The organism is Zwartia hollandica (genome assembly GCF_019923725.1).
In the GTDB taxonomy this organism is placed as follows: domain Bacteria; phylum Pseudomonadota; class Gammaproteobacteria; order Burkholderiales; family Burkholderiaceae_B; genus Zwartia; species Zwartia hollandica.
Genome location: NZ_JAHXRI010000006.1, coordinates 819,897 through 835,477 on the forward strand (window position 1 = coordinate 819,897; position 15,581 = coordinate 835,477).

General features: G+C 49.7%; 19 protein-coding genes. 6 read left to right on the forward strand and 13 right to left on the reverse strand.

Translation table 11 applies throughout. The annotated features are described in order from the left end of the window. Positions 1–31 precede the first annotated feature (31 nt). Positions 32–619, forward strand: coding sequence for a Spy/CpxP family protein refolding chaperone (locus tag KZZ10_RS07285; protein WP_259660819.1), 588 nt, complete (start codon positions 32–34; stop codon positions 617–619). 50 nt (positions 620–669) lie between these two features. Here the strand turns inward: KZZ10_RS07285 and KZZ10_RS07290 are convergent, their stop codons facing one another. After that, positions 670–1,083 carry a type II toxin-antitoxin system VapC family toxin gene (locus KZZ10_RS07290; protein ID WP_259660820.1) on the reverse strand — a complete coding sequence of 138 codons (414 nt, stop codon included), beginning with the start codon at positions 1,081–1,083 and terminating at the stop codon, positions 670–672. Continuing rightward, positions 1,080–1,316 (reverse strand): type II toxin-antitoxin system VapB family antitoxin, encoded by a 237-nt coding sequence (gene vapB, locus KZZ10_RS07295; protein ID WP_259660821.1) that lies wholly within the window; start codon positions 1,314–1,316, stop codon positions 1,080–1,082. Before vapB ends, KZZ10_RS07290 begins: the two co-directional genes overlap by 4 nt. A 168-nt stretch (positions 1,317–1,484) precedes the next feature. On the opposite strand from vapB, the gene KZZ10_RS07300 reads away from it, so the two are divergent. Beyond that, positions 1,485–2,126: an alanyl-tRNA editing protein gene (locus KZZ10_RS07300; protein WP_259660822.1), complete on the forward strand. Its 642-nt coding sequence runs from the start codon at positions 1,485–1,487 to the stop codon at positions 2,124–2,126. A gap of 143 nt (positions 2,127–2,269) precedes the next feature. Then, the gene (cnbZ, locus tag KZZ10_RS07305; RefSeq protein ID WP_259660823.1) at positions 2,270–3,025 is read left to right on the forward strand and encodes a 2-amino-5-chloromuconate deaminase CnbZ; all 756 of its coding nucleotides are present in this window, start codon (positions 2,270–2,272) and stop codon (positions 3,023–3,025) included. A gap of 2 nt (positions 3,026–3,027) precedes the next feature. On the opposite strand, the gene KZZ10_RS07310 is transcribed toward cnbZ, so the two are convergent. From KZZ10_RS07310 to KZZ10_RS07330, 5 genes are all read right to left on the reverse strand, one after another. Then, positions 3,028–4,011: an ABC transporter substrate-binding protein gene (locus KZZ10_RS07310; RefSeq protein ID WP_259660824.1), complete on the reverse strand. Its 984-nt coding sequence runs from the start codon at positions 4,009–4,011 to the stop codon at positions 3,028–3,030. A gap of 202 nt (positions 4,012–4,213) precedes the next feature. Next, entirely contained in the window at positions 4,214–4,342 is a 129-nt protein-coding gene (locus KZZ10_RS07315; protein WP_259660825.1) for a hypothetical protein, read from the reverse strand. 431 nt (positions 4,343–4,773) lie between these two features. Beyond that, complete coding sequence (locus tag KZZ10_RS07320) at positions 4,774–4,902, reverse strand: hypothetical protein (protein ID WP_259660826.1); 129 nt, start codon at positions 4,900–4,902, stop codon at positions 4,774–4,776. A gap of 60 nt (positions 4,903–4,962) precedes the next feature. Further along, positions 4,963–6,591, reverse strand: a complete 1,629-nt coding sequence (locus KZZ10_RS07325; RefSeq protein WP_259660827.1) for an NAD-dependent malic enzyme — start codon at positions 6,589–6,591, stop codon at positions 4,963–4,965. 126 nt (positions 6,592–6,717) lie between these two features. Further along, positions 6,718–7,275 carry an SOUL family heme-binding protein gene (locus KZZ10_RS07330; RefSeq protein ID WP_259660828.1) on the reverse strand — a complete coding sequence of 186 codons (558 nt, stop codon included), beginning with the start codon at positions 7,273–7,275 and terminating at the stop codon, positions 6,718–6,720. Between the two features lie 250 nt (positions 7,276–7,525). On the opposite strand from KZZ10_RS07330, the gene KZZ10_RS07335 reads away from it, so the two are divergent. The 3 genes from KZZ10_RS07335 to KZZ10_RS07345 are packed head-to-tail and all read left to right on the forward strand — an operon-like array spanning position 7,526 to position 9,488. Beyond that, the gene (locus tag KZZ10_RS07335; protein WP_259660829.1) at positions 7,526–8,371 is read left to right on the forward strand and encodes a CYTH domain-containing protein; all 846 of its coding nucleotides are present in this window, start codon (positions 7,526–7,528) and stop codon (positions 8,369–8,371) included. Next, positions 8,368–8,955: a chromate transporter gene (locus KZZ10_RS07340; protein WP_259660830.1), complete on the forward strand. Its 588-nt coding sequence runs from the start codon at positions 8,368–8,370 to the stop codon at positions 8,953–8,955. The genes KZZ10_RS07335 and KZZ10_RS07340 overlap by 4 nt, the downstream gene beginning before the upstream one ends. Continuing rightward, positions 8,955–9,488, forward strand: coding sequence for a chromate transporter (locus KZZ10_RS07345; RefSeq protein ID WP_259660831.1), 534 nt, complete (start codon positions 8,955–8,957; stop codon positions 9,486–9,488). Before KZZ10_RS07340 ends, KZZ10_RS07345 begins: the two co-directional genes overlap by 1 nt. A 17-nt stretch (positions 9,489–9,505) precedes the next feature. On the opposite strand, the gene KZZ10_RS07350 is transcribed toward KZZ10_RS07345, so the two are convergent. From KZZ10_RS07350 to KZZ10_RS07375, 6 genes are all read right to left on the reverse strand, one after another. Further along, positions 9,506–10,795, reverse strand: a complete 1,290-nt coding sequence (locus KZZ10_RS07350; protein WP_259660832.1) for a malonyl-CoA decarboxylase — start codon at positions 10,793–10,795, stop codon at positions 9,506–9,508. 66 nt (positions 10,796–10,861) lie between these two features. Next, the gene (locus KZZ10_RS07355; protein WP_259660833.1) at positions 10,862–11,746 is read right to left on the reverse strand and encodes an alpha/beta fold hydrolase; all 885 of its coding nucleotides are present in this window, start codon (positions 11,744–11,746) and stop codon (positions 10,862–10,864) included. Positions 11,747–11,842: 96 nt separating this feature from the next. Then, complete coding sequence (locus KZZ10_RS07360) at positions 11,843–12,796, reverse strand: TerC family protein (RefSeq protein WP_259660834.1); 954 nt, start codon at positions 12,794–12,796, stop codon at positions 11,843–11,845. A 224-nt stretch (positions 12,797–13,020) separates the two neighbouring features. After that, entirely contained in the window at positions 13,021–13,608 is a 588-nt protein-coding gene (locus tag KZZ10_RS07365) for a DUF3501 family protein (RefSeq protein ID WP_259660835.1), read from the reverse strand. A 29-nt stretch (positions 13,609–13,637) separates the two neighbouring features. Beyond that, positions 13,638–14,975 carry a (Fe-S)-binding protein gene (locus tag KZZ10_RS07370; RefSeq protein WP_259660836.1) on the reverse strand — a complete coding sequence of 446 codons (1,338 nt, stop codon included), beginning with the start codon at positions 14,973–14,975 and terminating at the stop codon, positions 13,638–13,640. Positions 14,976–15,083: 108 nt separating this feature from the next. Continuing rightward, positions 15,084–15,512 (reverse strand): rubrerythrin family protein, encoded by a 429-nt coding sequence (locus KZZ10_RS07375; protein WP_259660837.1) that lies wholly within the window; start codon positions 15,510–15,512, stop codon positions 15,084–15,086. Positions 15,513–15,581 lie beyond the last annotated feature (69 nt).

The window sequence follows — 15,581 nt, forward strand, 5'->3', positions numbered from 1 at the left end:
GCGGGGCTTGTATTTGAATCTGGAGAGTACTTTGAAGCGAAACGTTTTGCTCTTGGCTCTATTTATGTGCATGCCTTTTTTGACTTTGGCTCAACACAATCAAGCCGGGCAGACACCTTATGCAGGAATGCAAAACCGAGCCATCAAATCGCTGTCCGACAACGACATCAACGAACTTCGGCGTGGAGGTGGATGGGGACTGGCCCTTGCTGCCGAACTCAACGGTATGCCTGGCCCTTCTCATCTGCTAGAGCTCAAGGACAAGATCCCCTTGGCTGCTGACCAAGTCGACAAAACCCAGGTGTTGTTGGACGAAATGCGCAAAGCAGCCATACCAACAGGCGAGCGTTTGATTGCGGCAGAAAAAGCCTTGGAAGCCGCCTTTGCCTCAGGAAAAGTAGACGAGTCATCGCTGCGCCGCTTGTTAGCCGACGCAGAGAGTGCAAGGTCAGAACTGCGCTTCATTCATCTTTCACAACACTACAAGACTGTGCTGTTTCTCACACCAGAGCAAATCAAGCGCTACAACATCCTTCGCGGTTATGCCGATGATCCGTGCAAGAACATCCCTGCCGGGCATAACCCGGAGATGTACAAACGCCACATGGGATGTGACTGACCGCATCTAGCGGCCGCAATTGGACCAAGACCCTTTGTCAAGTTATAGGTTTAGTGGTTGTTGACCCAGTTTTCTACAACCAGCCCAGCGTAGTTCACAAAGTCTGCTTCGTTGTTGGTGACCAGTTTCGCGTCAAGAGCAATGGCATGTGAGGCAATGAGTTTATCCAGTGCATCACGGTTGCGATCTTTGTACGTGGCACGAATCGGTCCGTAGGCTTTGGCCGCCTGAGCTTCAAAGGGCGCCACCAGAATGTCTTCGAGCAAACTGTCGAGCGCCGAGCGGTTTACAACTTGCGATGTTGCACTACTGCGAGCAATGCCGAACTCAAGCTCTGCTAGGGTGACTGCGGAAATGACAATGTCGCCGACAAAGCAGGCGGCAAAGCGCTCCCTGACTTCGGGTGGCTGGTGCTTCATAAGGTAGATGCAGATGTTGGTGTCGAGCATGTACTTTGGACTCATAACGCTTCACGCTCACCTTCGATGTTCTCACCGCGCCCCCGCGCCATAAAGTCAGGTGAAAATTTTGCAAATTTTCCCAGCACATCACCCATGCGCCGTTGGGCCGGACGTATGCGCAACTCATCGCCTTGCCGCTCGATTACAAGCTCTACGTTCCACGAGCTGTAGGCAAGTTCTGCAGGAATACGGACAGCTTGTGAGTTGCCGTTCTTAAATAGTTTGGTGTTGGCCATAGCAAACCTCATTGGATGTACATGTACATCTTAATGCAAAACAAAGATAATGTACATACGTAGATGTACATTGGACAAAACAGTCATTATCTTATTCAGCATCTCAGGCGGCTTATGATGTAACAGGGCTGCCCAGCCAGTACATGAGAATCAGATCAGGTCAAACCGATGAGCCCAAAAGTCTTTTGGTCCGACCCGTATCAGACCAAGCTCTCAACTACCGTTTCGACTGTGTCAGGTAATGACGTTACCTTGTCCGAGACCATCTTCTTTGCATTTTCTGGGGGACAAGAGAGTGACAGCGGCACGATTAACGGTCAAACAGTCCTAGTCGCACAAAAGCGTGGTTTAGATATCGTCTATACCTTAGCGGAAAGCCACGGACTGTCGGTAGGGCAGTCAGTGCTGATTCAGATTGATTGGGCCAGGAGGTACCAACTCATGCGACTGCACTTTGCTGCTGAACTAGTTCTTGAGCTTTTTTATAAGACATTAGGGGAGGTCAATAAAGTTGGTGCTCATATTGCTCCGGACAAAGCGCGCATTGACTTTGCTTGGCCAGAGAGCATCACACCGCTACTTCCCTCGATTGAAGCTGCGGCTAACGCAATCATTTCGGCAAATATGGAAATCATTACCGGTTTTGAAGACGAACTCACTGAGCGTCGTTTTTGGGAGATTGCGGGTTTCTCACGCGTCCCCTGTGGCGGAACCCACGTAAAACGAACGGCTGAAATTGGCACGATCAAGCTTAAGCGAAACAACAAAGGTCGAGGCAATGAGAGGGTCGAGATCTACCTTGGTAAGTAAAACATCGCTCCTTTGGCTCCCATTTTCAGGTCGGCTTATACTGAACTGTAAAAGTCGCTGAGAGCGCCTAAGGTGGCCTATGCTACCGTCACGACTGCACTGCCAATATGCCGAGACACATCACCTTTACAGATACCTCTATCATGACAAAAGCTCAAGTTTACGGACCAGGTAACTATCGTTTCGTACCCGGTGTTTTTCAGTACTCGGCAGGTGTTGCTGCTGAGCCTGGGTTTCGGATCGAGCGAGTCCGTTTGATGAATGTTGTTACCTTGGCCGAGGGATTTCGCCTGATTGAAACGACACTCAAAGAGGCTGGAAGACCGCTTTCTGCCTTTTGCGCGTGCGAATTACGCTCGCCACGTCCGTTCGATGAGGCTGGTTTTGAGGCGTTCAACAAGGAATATGTTGGTACGCTTGCGCGATGGGGACTGTTTGATGGAAAAAGTAACCCCGTTGCGCGCAGTAACGTTTGTCCGGAAATGGATCCTCCACAAGAGCCCGGATTTTATGCTTTCTCCTACACAGTGCCAGACCCCTCTGCCGCGCCGTCTTTTGTCATTGCCGGTAGCGGCGAAGCCCCAGAGGGTCAGGGCAACTACAAAGATCACATTATCAGTCTTGGAGATCTATCGCCTGAAGGCTTAAGAAACAAAGCGCGTTGGGTGCTGGATGAAATGGAAAATCGGATGCGTGTGCTCGGCTTCGGCTGGTCAGACGTCACTGCCACTCAGCTCTACACCGTGCACAATATCTACGCGCTCATGTCTGAGGAAATTGGCCGGCGCGGAGCGATGCGCGGTGGGTTGACGTGGCATTTAAATCGTCCGCCGGTCGTCGCACTCGAGTACGAAATGGATTGCCGCGGCGTTTATGTTGAACGGGTACTCGCTGTTTAGTATTAACAATCAACAAAGATTTCTTCTAAGGCAAGTTTGCGAGGGATGAGTCCCTGCTCGAACGACCAGCTAATTTGCGTTTCAAGCGTGTTCCGGTTTGCTTCCAGACCGTATTTCCAAAAATCCTGACCCATAAGGGCTTCAGTCGCTTGTAGTTCTGCAGTCATCCACGGCAGCATCACAGGAAGCACATGATGCACATCTAACTGTGCCTGTGCCAGCTTTTTCGCTTGCTCGAAAGCATCAACAAGTGCGCTGGCAAGTGTCGGGTGCGCTGCGAGGATATCTCGGCGAATGCCCATGATGTGCATGATCGGAAATATCTTTGTCCGCCGGTAGTAGTCTTGCTCCACTGTCCGCCACTCAGGAAAAAGTCGAATAGTGGAGGCATCCTTGCCGAAATGGTCAGGGGGCGAATAGGAAATCAAAGCATCTAAATCGCCAGCCATCATCAGGCTGGAGAGTGGACGTCCTACAACAGCCTTAATCGATACAGCGTTGGTCGGCCAGTTTATGCTGTCGATCGTCTTCCGCTCTACGTGATCCACATCGCCGATCAGCCAATCATTTGCTTCCGGTGAGAAGCCATATTCATCTGTCAGTATTCCCCGAACAACCAAGGACAGTGTGTTGGAATACTCACGAGTACCAATGCGTTTACCTCGCAAATCAGCGGGCGATTTGATGCCGGCGTCCGATCGGACATAGATGGCCGAATGACGAAAACATCTAGAGGGAAAGATGGGCAGGGCGACGTAGGGGCAAGTGCCGCGCGCGCTAGAGATCAAAAAATTACTAAAGGAGAGTTCGGTGACAGGAAATGGCGCAGACGTAAAGGCTTGGGCAAAAATCTCTTCTAAATTGCCCGCAATAAAGTGTGTGTTGAAGCCTTCAACTTGGACCGAGCCATCTAGTAGAGCCGCAGTCCGATCATAGGCGCCTACAGCGATATCTATCTGGCTTTTGTAAAGAGGAGAGTTATTCATATGTTTAAGTTCTCAAGCGTGTGACTATCATCATATAACGCCACATCTGAGATTCCAGCATCTTAGTTGGAAAACAGGTATTAATTACCACTCTGGTTGCGCTGGTCACTGATCAGCTTTTATTCAAAAAGAGCACGCCCGCAGACGAAAAAAAGCCTGAGGTTTCAGCACCTCAGGCGGTTTGTGATGCTGTCAGTAATGGCTAAGAAACACAGTAAGTTTGAAGGTTGAGCCAGCTACCTTGTGCATAAGCCATCCCACCAACGGCAGCCAGCTCCAGCGCATCGTCAGAAACATCCTGTACAACAACTTCATTCAGTTCAATGTTCATCGCAAACTCCAAGGTTGAGGATTACCGGTCAGCAGTGGCTAACAAGCCCAAGGCATTTAAAAATACCTCCTTCACTTTAAATCCCCAATGTGTCGCGCGTCAATGAATATGTCCGTGCATTTGTGTGCAATCGGCCCTCCCACTGTAAGTTGAAGGCGTGGTTGAGCACCGAAGCTGAGTTAGCTTGGTTGGGTATTGCCCCATTAATAGCGTTATGTGTGATTTTCTAGCGCTTACGCCAGTGTCTCGCCCGAAACTAGGACAGGTCAGAGCCGCTCTGGTTGGAGTGTGGGATGAAGGATGACATTTTTAGTGACTGATACAGACAAGAAACAGGCACCTCGTGACATGCACCGGAGCGAATGCGGTCTATCGACAAGCAAGATGTCGGACATTCGCTATCATCGATAGCGATCAACCCATGTGCATAATCAGAAACATGAACGTGAGCGTGCGGCGCCAGTCCAGCATACATTCCATCTCTGTTCGCTACCGGCGGCCTGTTCTAGCGCAGCGTCAGGTATATCTTGTGCAGTGATTTCATCGAGTTCGATATTCATGAAAATACTCCAAGGATAAAGACCAAATTCATACTCTAGAAGAAATGCGCTAGCGTCAAATCAGTCACCATAGACAGGTTTGTAAGCGAGGTTCTTTATGTTTGCCGCGATATCCTTCGGGCGTTCGACTCGGGCTAAGCCATTATCAAATACGTAAGTCGCGACTTTAGCGGCCGTATGAAGCGACGCATTCAGAATCTGTGACTGAGGGGGATAAATGAGACCTGTATTCAAGTCCTCTTGTGTGACCTGCTCCGCCACAGCTTTGGCGGCCACGATAAACATTTGCTGTGTCACGCGTTTTGCTTCGGTGGCCAGCACGGCCATGCCCATTGCCGGGAAGATATAGACGTTATTGCCTTGACCGGGGACAAATGTCTTGGTCCCCAAGGTCACCGGATCAAACGGGCTCCCACTGGCAAAAATCGCTTTGCCGCTTGACCATTTGTAGGCTTCCTCAGCCGTACACTCTGAGCGCGATGTCGGATTAGAGTAGGGAAAGATAATCGGCTGCGCATTGATCTTGGACATCGCCTCGATTACAGCCTGATTAAAGAGCTTGGGAACTGTACTGACGCCCACAATACCGTTTGGCTTGATGGCGTTAATTGCATCGACAAACGACTTGCAAGATGCATGCTGATGCGCAAAAGGCTTCTGGAAATCAGCCAAGTCGGTTCGGGTTGATTCCACTAGCCCATTGATATCAAACAGCCAGTTGCGAGCACGTGCTTCCTCGATTGTCAGGCCTTCCATCACCATTGCCTCACTAATGAGCTCGGCAATACCAGTGGCTGCAGATCCGGCACCCATAAACAGAAAGCGTTGATCAGTCAGCTTTTGACCGGTGATTCGCAGCGCGGCGTACAGTCCCGCGAGTGCGATACCCGCTGTGCCTTGGATATCATCGTTATACGTACAGATTTTGTCTTTGTATGTTTCGAGAATCGACACCGCGTTGAAGTTGGCGAAGTCTTCCCATTGCAAACAACATTTCGGATAAAGCGCTTGCACGGCATCGACGAACTCTGCGATAAACGCGTGGTAGTCGTCGCCACGCACACGTTGCTGACGCAGGCCTAGGTATAACGGGTCATCCAGTAGCGTTTGATTGTTGGTGCCGACGTCTAGCGTAATCGGTAGTGTCAATTCGGGAGGAACACCCGCAACCGCGGTGTACAGTGCGAGCTTGCCGATCGGGATGCCCATCCCACCCACACCCAAGTCACCCAGCCCAAGAATACGTTCGCCATCTGTGACGACGATAAAACGAATGTCATTCTGTGGCCAGTTTGACATCAGCTCTTGTAGACGCCCTTTAGCGCTAATGGGCAGATAGAGTCCGCGTGTCGAGCGGAAAATATGGTCGAATTTTTGACATGCCTCGCCGACTGTGGGTGTATAGACAAGTGGCATAAATTTAGCAGCATCTGACATCAGCACGGCATAAAAAAGTGTCTGATTGCGGCTTTGTAAGTCCATTAAAAACAAATAGCGCTGTAAGTCAGTGTCAAGCATGTTAAGTTGAGTGTGGACCCGAGCGATCTGGAGCTCTAAGGTATCCACGCCTGCGGGTAATAGTCCCTCCAGCCCCGCCGCTTTTCTTTGCGCTTCGGTAAATGCCGAACCACGGTTCACGCTTGAGTCGTGTAATACGGCATAGCCTTTGTTTTGAATGGGGGTCGACATCTGAGGAGCTCCGAGCGCAAAGGTTTAACAACCTCTTGGATGCTAGCAGAGTTTGATGTAGGTGGGGCCTTGAATAGCGTTATTACCTAAATGGTGGCGTGTCAGACGCAAGATGAGCAAGCATTCTCATAAACACTTGATCATCAGTTCGTTACGACGCAAAAACCACAGCGTCCAAGGTGGGTCATAGCGTGCAAGTGTTTCAGAACCCGCCGCGACTAACTTTTTTTCAAGCATGAACTGTTTGAGTTGCTGTGTGTGTTCGATAATGTCTGGTTCTTTCGCAAGCCCAGAAAACTTCACAACAGCCACACGGGTGGGCTCGAGAGCCACAAGCTTGACCTTTGGGTCATTCGGGATTGGAAGGGTATTCAGTGTGTACCCCTTGGGCATGATGAACCGAACAGTCCAGCCAAGTTCATCTCCACTTTGCGTAACCGGAGCGGTCATCGCAATTTTTTCATTTTCCTTCGGTGTTTGTGTGACAGGCGATGTCATCGCAATGCTTTGTCGTGTGGTGTTACCACCAAAGATGTAGCCGGCGAGTAGACGAAATCCTGCGTTGACTGCTTCGTTGCGCGGCCCTGTAACAATGACCTCGGCGGCAATCAGCGATGGATACTCTCGGATCTCAAAGCTGCCCTCAGTCAATGTCACTGTGTAAGGCGGTTCTTCAGTAGCCATTGCAATTGGTCCATAAGTTGTTAGGGTAAAAAGCAAACAAAAAAACAAGTTTTTGAGCATGGCATTGGATTTAGTTATTGAGAGGTGCGACTCGATAGATGGATGGTAGATGCCGACGAATTTATTTTGAGGAATATGCATAGTAATTCAGAGCGTCCGTGGTCAAATGTCGCGTAGAACCCTTTAGTTGTGGGTAATCGTACTCAAAATTTAAGATGCCATAACAATTTAACGAAAGGTGGTGCGCAAAATGGCAGAAAGAAAGAAAAGCGGCCTTGACCCGCGTATTACCAACCGCGAGTTCAAGCTTTTACTGAACCCTGAGGGGTTAGATCGTCGGATAAAAATTGTTCAACTACAAAGTCTGATCGTCAGCTTTTGTCAGAAAAGCAAGGTAAATTTCTTTCACTTGGATAACGCAAATACGGGACTGCGCAACGTCTATTTTTTTGACACACCCGGCGAACACTTTAGGCGCAACAACTTGATTTTGCGCGTGCGCGAATCTCGCCAAAACGTATGGGTTGATGATTGGTGCGAGGTAACGCTCAAGTGTAGAACGCCGAAATTGAAGTCTTCTTTAAAATTCGACCCAAAGCCCAACGCCACCCACAAGCACAGACTCCGCTTAAAAGAGGAAATCCTGCGAGCTGATCACGTCGGCTCATCACGCAGAATATACTCCAACAACTCGATCATGGATGCAGTGCCAATCGACAAGGTGTTCGAGAGAACAATTGGCGGTATTACTAAATATTTTCCCGATCTGACTCGCTTGGCGTTAGAGGATGATCTGCCTGTGCGAGTCGTGGGCGGCAAAACGAATAAGGTGCTGGAGGCTTGTCTGCCGATTGGCAACCTATCTTTTGGCGACGGCGTACAGGCCCATTGCGACATCGGGATCTGGATGCGTAGTGTCGGCGATCCGATCATTGGCGAACTAGCGTATTCCTATCGCGTCACAGATGCGAATCGGGACGACTTAAAAGCGCACAGACGAGCGGACAAGTTTTTTGAACAACTCCAGCTCGCCATTTCCGATTGGCTTGCGACAGGTACAACCAAGACTGCTTTAATTTACGGAATTCCTGAATGAGTGGAGAACCTTCAAGGACTTGCCCAAACGATACGACAACACCAGCTGACGAAAAAGTTAGCTTGATTACGCTCTTCGTTGAGTTTCTGTTGATTGGTGCAGTCAGCTTTGGTGGCGGCATTGTTGCTTACGAAAAAATCCTACTTACAGAAAAAAAGAAGTGGTTAAGTCAGGACCAATTCATGGCAGCACTGGCCATCAGTCAAACGATGCCAGGGTTGAATTCAGTCAACCTAGCGATACTCGCTGGCGATAAGTTGCGCGGAAGCTTAGGCGCTTTTATAGCAATGTTTGGTTTGATTCTGCCAGGCTCACTATTTGTCATGATCGCAGGCTATGCCTACAAAGAGGGACAAGATCATCCGATCGTTAATCTCTTGTTGGCGGGCATTGCTGCATGTGCGACGGGATTATTGGCGGCCATCACCTATAAGCTTGGAGCCGATCTGTTCAAGCAGATCAGACCCTTACTGATCATCGGTGCGACCTTTATCTTAATGAGTGTCCTTCACTTGTCTCTGATTTTGGTGCTGCTGATTATGGTGCCCATTGCAATTGCAATCTATAGACCAAGGGGCACTTAATGAGTGTGCTGATTCATCTCTGTCTCACTTTTGGAATGCTGTCTCTGTTGGCCGTTGGGGGTGGTACCGCGGTTATTCCTGAAATGCAGACGGTATTGAAGTCCAGTTTTAATATCGATCACACAACATTCGTGCATGTCTACAGTTTGGGGCAATTAGCACCTGGTCCCAATATGTTGATGGTATTGATCTTTGGATTGCAAATTGCTGGTATGTTGGGTGCTGGAACAGTACTCGTATCGTTTTTTTTACCCTCGAGTATCTTGTGTTTGATGGTCGGTCGACTCTGGGCGAAGGTAGGCGAAAGTCCCTGGCGCCGAGCGGTTCAAAATGCACTGGAACCTATTTCAATCGGGTTAATGTGCTCGGGTGTGTGGTCAGTGGCGAAGGCCTCAATTAATGGGCCGGTCTCGATGGCGTTGGCCGTACTGGCTTTAGTCGTGATCCTGTTTAGTCGCTTAAACCCGGTCTATATGATTCTTGGTGCAGGGAGTGTTGGAGCCTATTTAATGCACGCTACCGGGGCTGCATAGCGTGTCTATTGATGGCTCTAAATGAGCTTATCCACCGACTTAGCCCTAACTACTTCACCCGAGTTGAATTTCTCGTGGTTGGCTTCGACCTCATCTAGGTCATACAGATAATTGACCATGAGACCAGCCGATTCCCTCAAACCCTTTTTCGACAGGTCCGCGGCCCAGTTAAGGCGGTAAAGCCTAGCGCCATTACCAAGGTGAAACTTCGCCACTGGACTACCTGAGCGATGTGTAGAGAAATGAAGCAGATAGATTGCGCATAAAGTTTGTAGCGCATCTTTCTCGATGTCGGTGGCGCTAGCAGGCCCCCAACCCTCTGCAACACGCTGGGCAATGGTTTTACCTTTGAGGCTAATTTGCCGTAGCGCCTTGTCGAACTTGTCGGCGACTACGGAATCTTGCGCGAGCGCGATGAGATCTACTGGTTTAGAAATCCAGTCAACGAATCCCGGAATCGGAGATAAGGTGACAAAGGTTTTTAAGCTGGGAAACTCGGCTTTCAGCTGATCGGCGACGCGCTTGATCAGGAAGTTTCCGAGCGAGACACCACGCAGACCAGGTTCGCAATTGCTGATCGAGTAAAACACGGCGGCCTTGAACTTTGTTGATTCACTTGGTGTTGACTTCTTGTCGACGAGCGGGCCGATAGCATTTGGTATCTCAGCCACCAAGGCGACCTCGACAAAAATCAGAGGCTCGTCTTGCAGCTGCGGATGGAAAAATGCAAAGCAGCGGCGATCAGGTTGAAGTCTGCGTCTTAAATCATCCCAGCCATCGATGGCATGGACCGCTTCGTGATGAATGATTTTTTCTAGCACCAAGGCTGGCGAGTTCCAGTCAACCCGATGCATTTTTAGAAAGCCTGGATTAAACCAGGAGGACAGTAAGTGCCGGATGTCGTAATCCAGAGCAGCTAAATTGCGACGCTTGTCGAGCAGCTTCAATATCTCTCGCCGCATCGTAAGAATCGTTTTTGTGCCTTCAGAGGCCCGGTTAATGCGTCGTAGCAACTCTTGTCGTGGTGACTCGGCGGCGCGCGTTAACTTAATGAGGTTTTGTGCGTTAGTCTCGTCTGCATATGCAGCAGCTGCTTCAAGTACAGTTTTCGGATTTGGATTAAATTTTTCAGCTAGCAGCGTGTAAAGCTCTATGCGTCCCTCATGGTCGAGGGTCGAGTAGAGGCGAATGACATCATGCGCCATACTTGAGCTGTTCGCTTCACCCGGACCAGACATGAGTCGCTTGACTGCCTGATTCGTTTTCGCCAGATTCCGCGAGCGAACAATGTTTTCTAATAAGGTCATGACGAGCCTTTGTATCGTTGGCGCCAGCCGTCACAGATCAAGCGCTGTTGCTGCTAGCCTGCGGACTCAGTTCTTAAAAAAAGAAAAGAGCTCTTGATAAGTCTCTTGTGGAGCTTGCTCAGTGGGATAGTGTCCGCAAGGTAACTCAACCATTCGAACAACATTTGCGCAATACTTCGGCCACTCGATCCGCGGATCATGGTGATGCGACGTGTGGCTCTTTGCACCCCACAACACGAGCGCAGGCGGTTGTACCTTTCGACCCGACTCAAAGTCCGCCGTATCCATGGGCAAGTCAATTTTGAAGGCAGCCCGATAGTCTTCGCAGACTCCGTGAATATTTTCTGGAGTACAGACGCGGATGTATTCAAGAATTTCCGCTTCCGTGAACCCACCTTTGCCTGGACCTTGTTTCATTAACTTATCACGGATGTAGAACTCCTCATGGCCACGCAGTAAGCGCTCAGGAAATCCTTTTGGTTGCGCCATGAACCACCAGTGATACAGATCCATCGCCATTTGCGCTTGGATATCCTTAAAGACGCAGTGCGTTGGTAGGATATCAAGAAAGGCAACGCGCGAAACCTTATCGGGATGATCCATCGCAAGACGATAGGCCGTACGTGCACCACGATCGTGTCCAGCCAGGGCAAAGCTTGTGAACCCTAGCTGCGCCATGACCTCTACTTGGTCCTGGGCCATACGCCTGAAGGAATAATTGCTGCTATCTGCAAGCCCGACCGGCTTGCTACTGTCGCCATAACCTCGCAGATCGGTAGTCACAACAGTGAAGTGCTCAGCCAAGCGGGGCGCAATGCGGTCCCAGCTCATCTGGGTGAGTGGATTGCCGTGCAATAACAACAGTGGTGGGCCTGAACCTCGCTTGCGCCCTACGATGCTGACCCCTGCGTCAGAGGTGGGCAGGTTAAATGAATCGATGGCAGCAGACATATGAACCTCGGCAAATCAATAGATAGGCAACGATACAGCGGGATGCCATGTTTAACAATCCCGCTGCATGAACCACCTATTTACCCAGGAGTTGGCTCAATGCTTGACAACCCTTGTCGTCAACAAACTCGCAACCATCGATACTGCGAGGATAGCACCTACGACTCCCAGAGAGGTACCGACTGGAATTTTTATCCAGTCAACGATCAGCATCTTGGCGCCGACGAATACGAGTATCACGCCAAGGCCATAGGTCAGTAAATGGAAGCGATCCTTGAGGTCCGCCAACAAGAAATACATCGCTCTTAAACCAAGTATGGCAAAGATGTTTGAGGTCATAACAATGAACGGGTCTTCAGTGATTGCAAAGATGGCAGGAATGCTGTCGACTGCGAACACCACATCAGTAATACCAATCAAAATCATGACGACGAACAGCGGCGTGTAAAACCGTACGCCTTGTCGGGTAACCCAAAATTTTTCACTATCAAAATCTGGGGTCAAATTCATATGGCCGCGCATCCACTTGAGTAGTGGATTCTTTTCCAGATCAGAGCTAGCGTCTGCGAAGATGAGCATCTTGATACCGGTGGCCAACAGAAATGCGCCAAACAGATAGAGCACCCAGTGAAACTCTTTAATGAGCCAGGCTCCAATCAGTATCATGACAGCACGTAAAACGATCGCGCCAATCACCCCGAGAATCAACACCCGTTTCTGAAGCTGTGCGGGGACGGCAAAATAAGTAAACAACATAAGAAATACAAAGATGTTGTCTACCGCCAGCGATTTTTCAATGAGATAGCCGGTGAAGAACTCTGCCGCTTTGGCATTAGCGATCTCCCTGCCAGCCTCGCCGTCTACGTACCACCAGAGCAAACCGTTAAAGACAAGTGCGAGCGCTACCCAAAGGGCGGACCAGCGCAGAGCCTGTCCGATCGAAACCCGTTCAGATCCCTTTTTTTGCAGGACGAGCAAATCCACCGCGCATGCGATGACCACGAAGACAGCAAAACCTGCCCACATCCACCAACTGCCAATTGTTTCCATGACGACTCTCCGAAACGTGTTGTCGGCAACCAGGATGGCTGCCTACGTATCGAAGGTCTTGCCGCAATCCCTTGGCGGGACTGCTCGCCTGACCGGGGCCGTGTTGTGAATCACTGCCCGTATTGACGGTCTTTGGCGCGAGGGCTACTCCCCTTCATGTAAGCAAGAATATCACGGGGTACAAAAGTCCCAACAAAAACATTGCAAAGTAGTCGGGTATTCAATTAATTCAAATCTTCTACCAGAGAGGCGAGCGTCTCGGCAGGAAGTGACTCGACATGAGAGGGGTACTCTTTATGATCGCAACCAACTTTTAGTTGAGCACCGACCTCTAACGCTTTCTTCATCGCATCCGTCAGTTCGAAGCGCAAGAAATGCACAGAGGAAGTTTTCTCGGCAGTTGATCGATCCAAGTCTTCATTCGCAATGGCATACACGCGCGGCTGGCCTTCCACTTCAATAAACACACGATGTTCAATGCCAATGAGTTTCGCAAGCGCTACTTTACGATCGACTTCATTGGTGTACTCCAGCTTCATGGTTACTTTAAAGTTGCTGCCGTCTGGGACGAGCGCGTTGTAGGTTTCCATTTCTTCTTGGATGCTTTCATCTTCGAAGATTTTCTCAACGCGCAGCATCTCTTGTATTTGATATTGCATCAAAAATTTATTTTCGAAAATCAAATTGAGATGTTCACCGAGAATGACAGTTCTCTTTTTGCGTTCGGCGATAGCGCGTTGACGCATATCAGGTCGTGCCTTGTAATACGCTTCCAGGCTCAATAGCTCGTTACGTTGAATTTTTCCCATCATGATCTCTAGAGAATCTCTTGTCGATTAAATTAAAGGTTGTACGCTTTGGCCAGCAGAGAGATAGGGTGCATCATTTGTGATTTCTTCATGCCACCTTCTTCCATACCCTGTTCAATATGATGTCCGGCCAGTTGGCAATCCGAACTGATGTAGTCAGGCTCAGTGCTTGCCATATTCTTAAATACCGGCTTTCCAATCTTCATAGCCGTCTTGTGAAATTCTTTTTTCACGCCCCAGGTGCCCGCATGTCCGGAGCAACGCTCTACAAGATGCACTTCTGTGCCGGGAATCATTTCCAAGGTTTCGGCCGTTTTCTTACCGACGTTTTGAACGCGCAGGTGACAGGGCGCGTGGTAGCTGACTTTCCCCAGCTCAGTCTTAAAGTCTGTCTTTAACAGGCCGTCTTTCTTGCGGGCGATGAAGTACTCAAAGGGATCCCACATCGCTTCTTTAACGAGCTGCACATCCTCTTCATGTGGGAACATTAGCGGTAATTCTTGTTTGAACATCAGCGTGCAAGAGGGGATCGGCGTCACGATTGCATAGCCGTCCTTAGCAAGCCCTATCAATTGTGGGATATTGATATCTTTGTTTTTCGCAACAGAATCTAAATCACCGAGTTCAAGCTTCGGCATGCCGCAACAAGCTTCTTTCTCAACGAGTTTGTACGGGATTTCGTTGTGCGCGAGCAGCTTTAATAAATCCTGCCCGATCCCTGGTTCGTTGTAGTTGATGAAACAGGTTGCGTAAACAGCAACTTTTCCAGGTGTTTTAGCGCCATCTTTGACAGGCCAACTAGAGGACTCTTTGGCGACCTGTTTGAAGGTCTTTGATGCGTACTCAGGGATCCAAGCGTCCTTGTCGACCCCTAATGTCGATTCCAGGACAGAGCGCATCATCTTTGTCTTATTTACCGCATTCATTGCCTGCGTCACAACGGGAATGCCAGCGAACATGCCGATCTTGTCTGTCGAAGACAATACGTTGTCGCGGAATGTCGTTTCCCCTTTCTTGTGCTTGATCGCTTTGGCGCGCAGCATCAGGTGGGGGAAGTCCAAGTTCCATTCATGGGGTGGGGTATACGGACACTTTGTCATGTAGCAAAGGTCGCAGAGGTAGCACTGTTCCACAACTTTGTCGTAGTCTTTCTTGTCGACACCGTGCACTTCACCGTCTTCAGTGGCATCGACCAAATCAAATAGTGTCGGGAATGATCCGCACAAGCTCACGCAGCGGCGGCAGCCATGACAGATGTCAAAAACGCGCTCGAGCTCTTTGTTGAGCGAGTCCTCGTTGTAGAAGTCGGGGTTTGTCCAGTCCAGCGGATGTCTTGTTGGAGCTTCTAGGTTACCTTCTCGCTGGCTCATGGCAATCAACCTCTTTGATGATATCTACTTGATTTATTTATACAAATTGGAAATCCCGCGGCGTGAAAGCCGCGGGAAATCTTGATGCACTACCGAATACTAGGTAGCTTAGGCTTCCAGTGCTGCGAGAGCCTTTGTGTAACGGTTTGCGTGTGAACGCTCAGCTTTAGCTAGAGTTTCAAACCAGTCGGCGATTTCGTCAAAGCCTTCGTCACGCGCAATCTTTGCCATGCCTGGATACATGTCGGTGTACTCATGGGTTTCACCGTGGATTGCTGCTTCCAGAGCTTCTCTTGGTGTACGGCCGGGCATGCCGGTACCGGGTTCACCTGCGCCGCCGTTGATCAGGAACTCCATGTGGCCGTGTGCATGGCCAGTCTCGCCTTCGGCGGTTGAGCGAAACAGTGCAGCTGTGTCGTTTTCACCAGCGATGTCACACATGTTTGCGAAGTACAAATAACGGCGGTTTGCCTGCGATTCGCCAGCAAATGCGTCTTTGAGGCTCTGTTCGGTTTTGCTACCTTTTAATGTGGCCATTTTTCAATCCTTTCAATGAGTTGAACTTCTTGGTCGGTTGTGATCGTCAGATCGATGTCATCGACACCG

Bases quoted from the DNA above. Each gene is read 5' to 3' on its own strand.
- KZZ10_RS07290 (WP_259660820.1), bottom strand. From the start codon at position 1,083: ATGAGTCCAAAGTACATGCTCGACACCAACATCTGCATCTACCTTATG.
- vapB (WP_259660821.1), bottom strand. From the start codon at position 1,316: ATGGCCAACACCAAACTATTTAAGAACGGCAACTCACAAGCTGTCCGT.
- KZZ10_RS07300 (WP_259660822.1), top strand. From the start codon at position 1,485: ATGAGCCCAAAAGTCTTTTGGTCCGACCCGTATCAGACCAAGCTCTCA.
- cnbZ (WP_259660823.1), top strand. From the start codon at position 2,270: ATGACAAAAGCTCAAGTTTACGGACCAGGTAACTATCGTTTCGTACCC.
- KZZ10_RS07310 (WP_259660824.1), bottom strand. From the start codon at position 4,011: ATGAATAACTCTCCTCTTTACAAAAGCCAGATAGATATCGCTGTAGGC.
- KZZ10_RS07315 (WP_259660825.1), bottom strand. From the start codon at position 4,342: ATGAACATTGAACTGAATGAAGTTGTTGTACAGGATGTTTCTGACGAT.
- KZZ10_RS07320 (WP_259660826.1), bottom strand. From the start codon at position 4,902: ATGAATATCGAACTCGATGAAATCACTGCACAAGATATACCTGACGCT.
- KZZ10_RS07325 (WP_259660827.1), bottom strand. From the start codon at position 6,591: ATGTCGACCCCCATTCAAAACAAAGGCTATGCCGTATTACACGACTCA.
- KZZ10_RS07330 (WP_259660828.1), bottom strand. From the start codon at position 7,275: ATGGCTACTGAAGAACCGCCTTACACAGTGACATTGACTGAGGGCAGC.
- KZZ10_RS07335 (WP_259660829.1), top strand. From the start codon at position 7,526: ATGGCAGAAAGAAAGAAAAGCGGCCTTGACCCGCGTATTACCAACCGC.
- KZZ10_RS07340 (WP_259660830.1), top strand. From the start codon at position 8,368: ATGAGTGGAGAACCTTCAAGGACTTGCCCAAACGATACGACAACACCA.
- KZZ10_RS07345 (WP_259660831.1), top strand. From the start codon at position 8,955: ATGAGTGTGCTGATTCATCTCTGTCTCACTTTTGGAATGCTGTCTCTG.
- KZZ10_RS07350 (WP_259660832.1), bottom strand. From the start codon at position 10,795: ATGACCTTATTAGAAAACATTGTTCGCTCGCGGAATCTGGCGAAAACG.
- KZZ10_RS07355 (WP_259660833.1), bottom strand. From the start codon at position 11,746: ATGTCTGCTGCCATCGATTCATTTAACCTGCCCACCTCTGACGCAGGG.
- KZZ10_RS07360 (WP_259660834.1), bottom strand. From the start codon at position 12,796: ATGGAAACAATTGGCAGTTGGTGGATGTGGGCAGGTTTTGCTGTCTTC.
- KZZ10_RS07365 (WP_259660835.1), bottom strand. From the start codon at position 13,608: ATGATGGGAAAAATTCAACGTAACGAGCTATTGAGCCTGGAAGCGTAT.
- KZZ10_RS07370 (WP_259660836.1), bottom strand. From the start codon at position 14,975: ATGAGCCAGCGAGAAGGTAACCTAGAAGCTCCAACAAGACATCCGCTG.
- KZZ10_RS07375 (WP_259660837.1), bottom strand. From the start codon at position 15,512: ATGGCCACATTAAAAGGTAGCAAAACCGAACAGAGCCTCAAAGACGCA.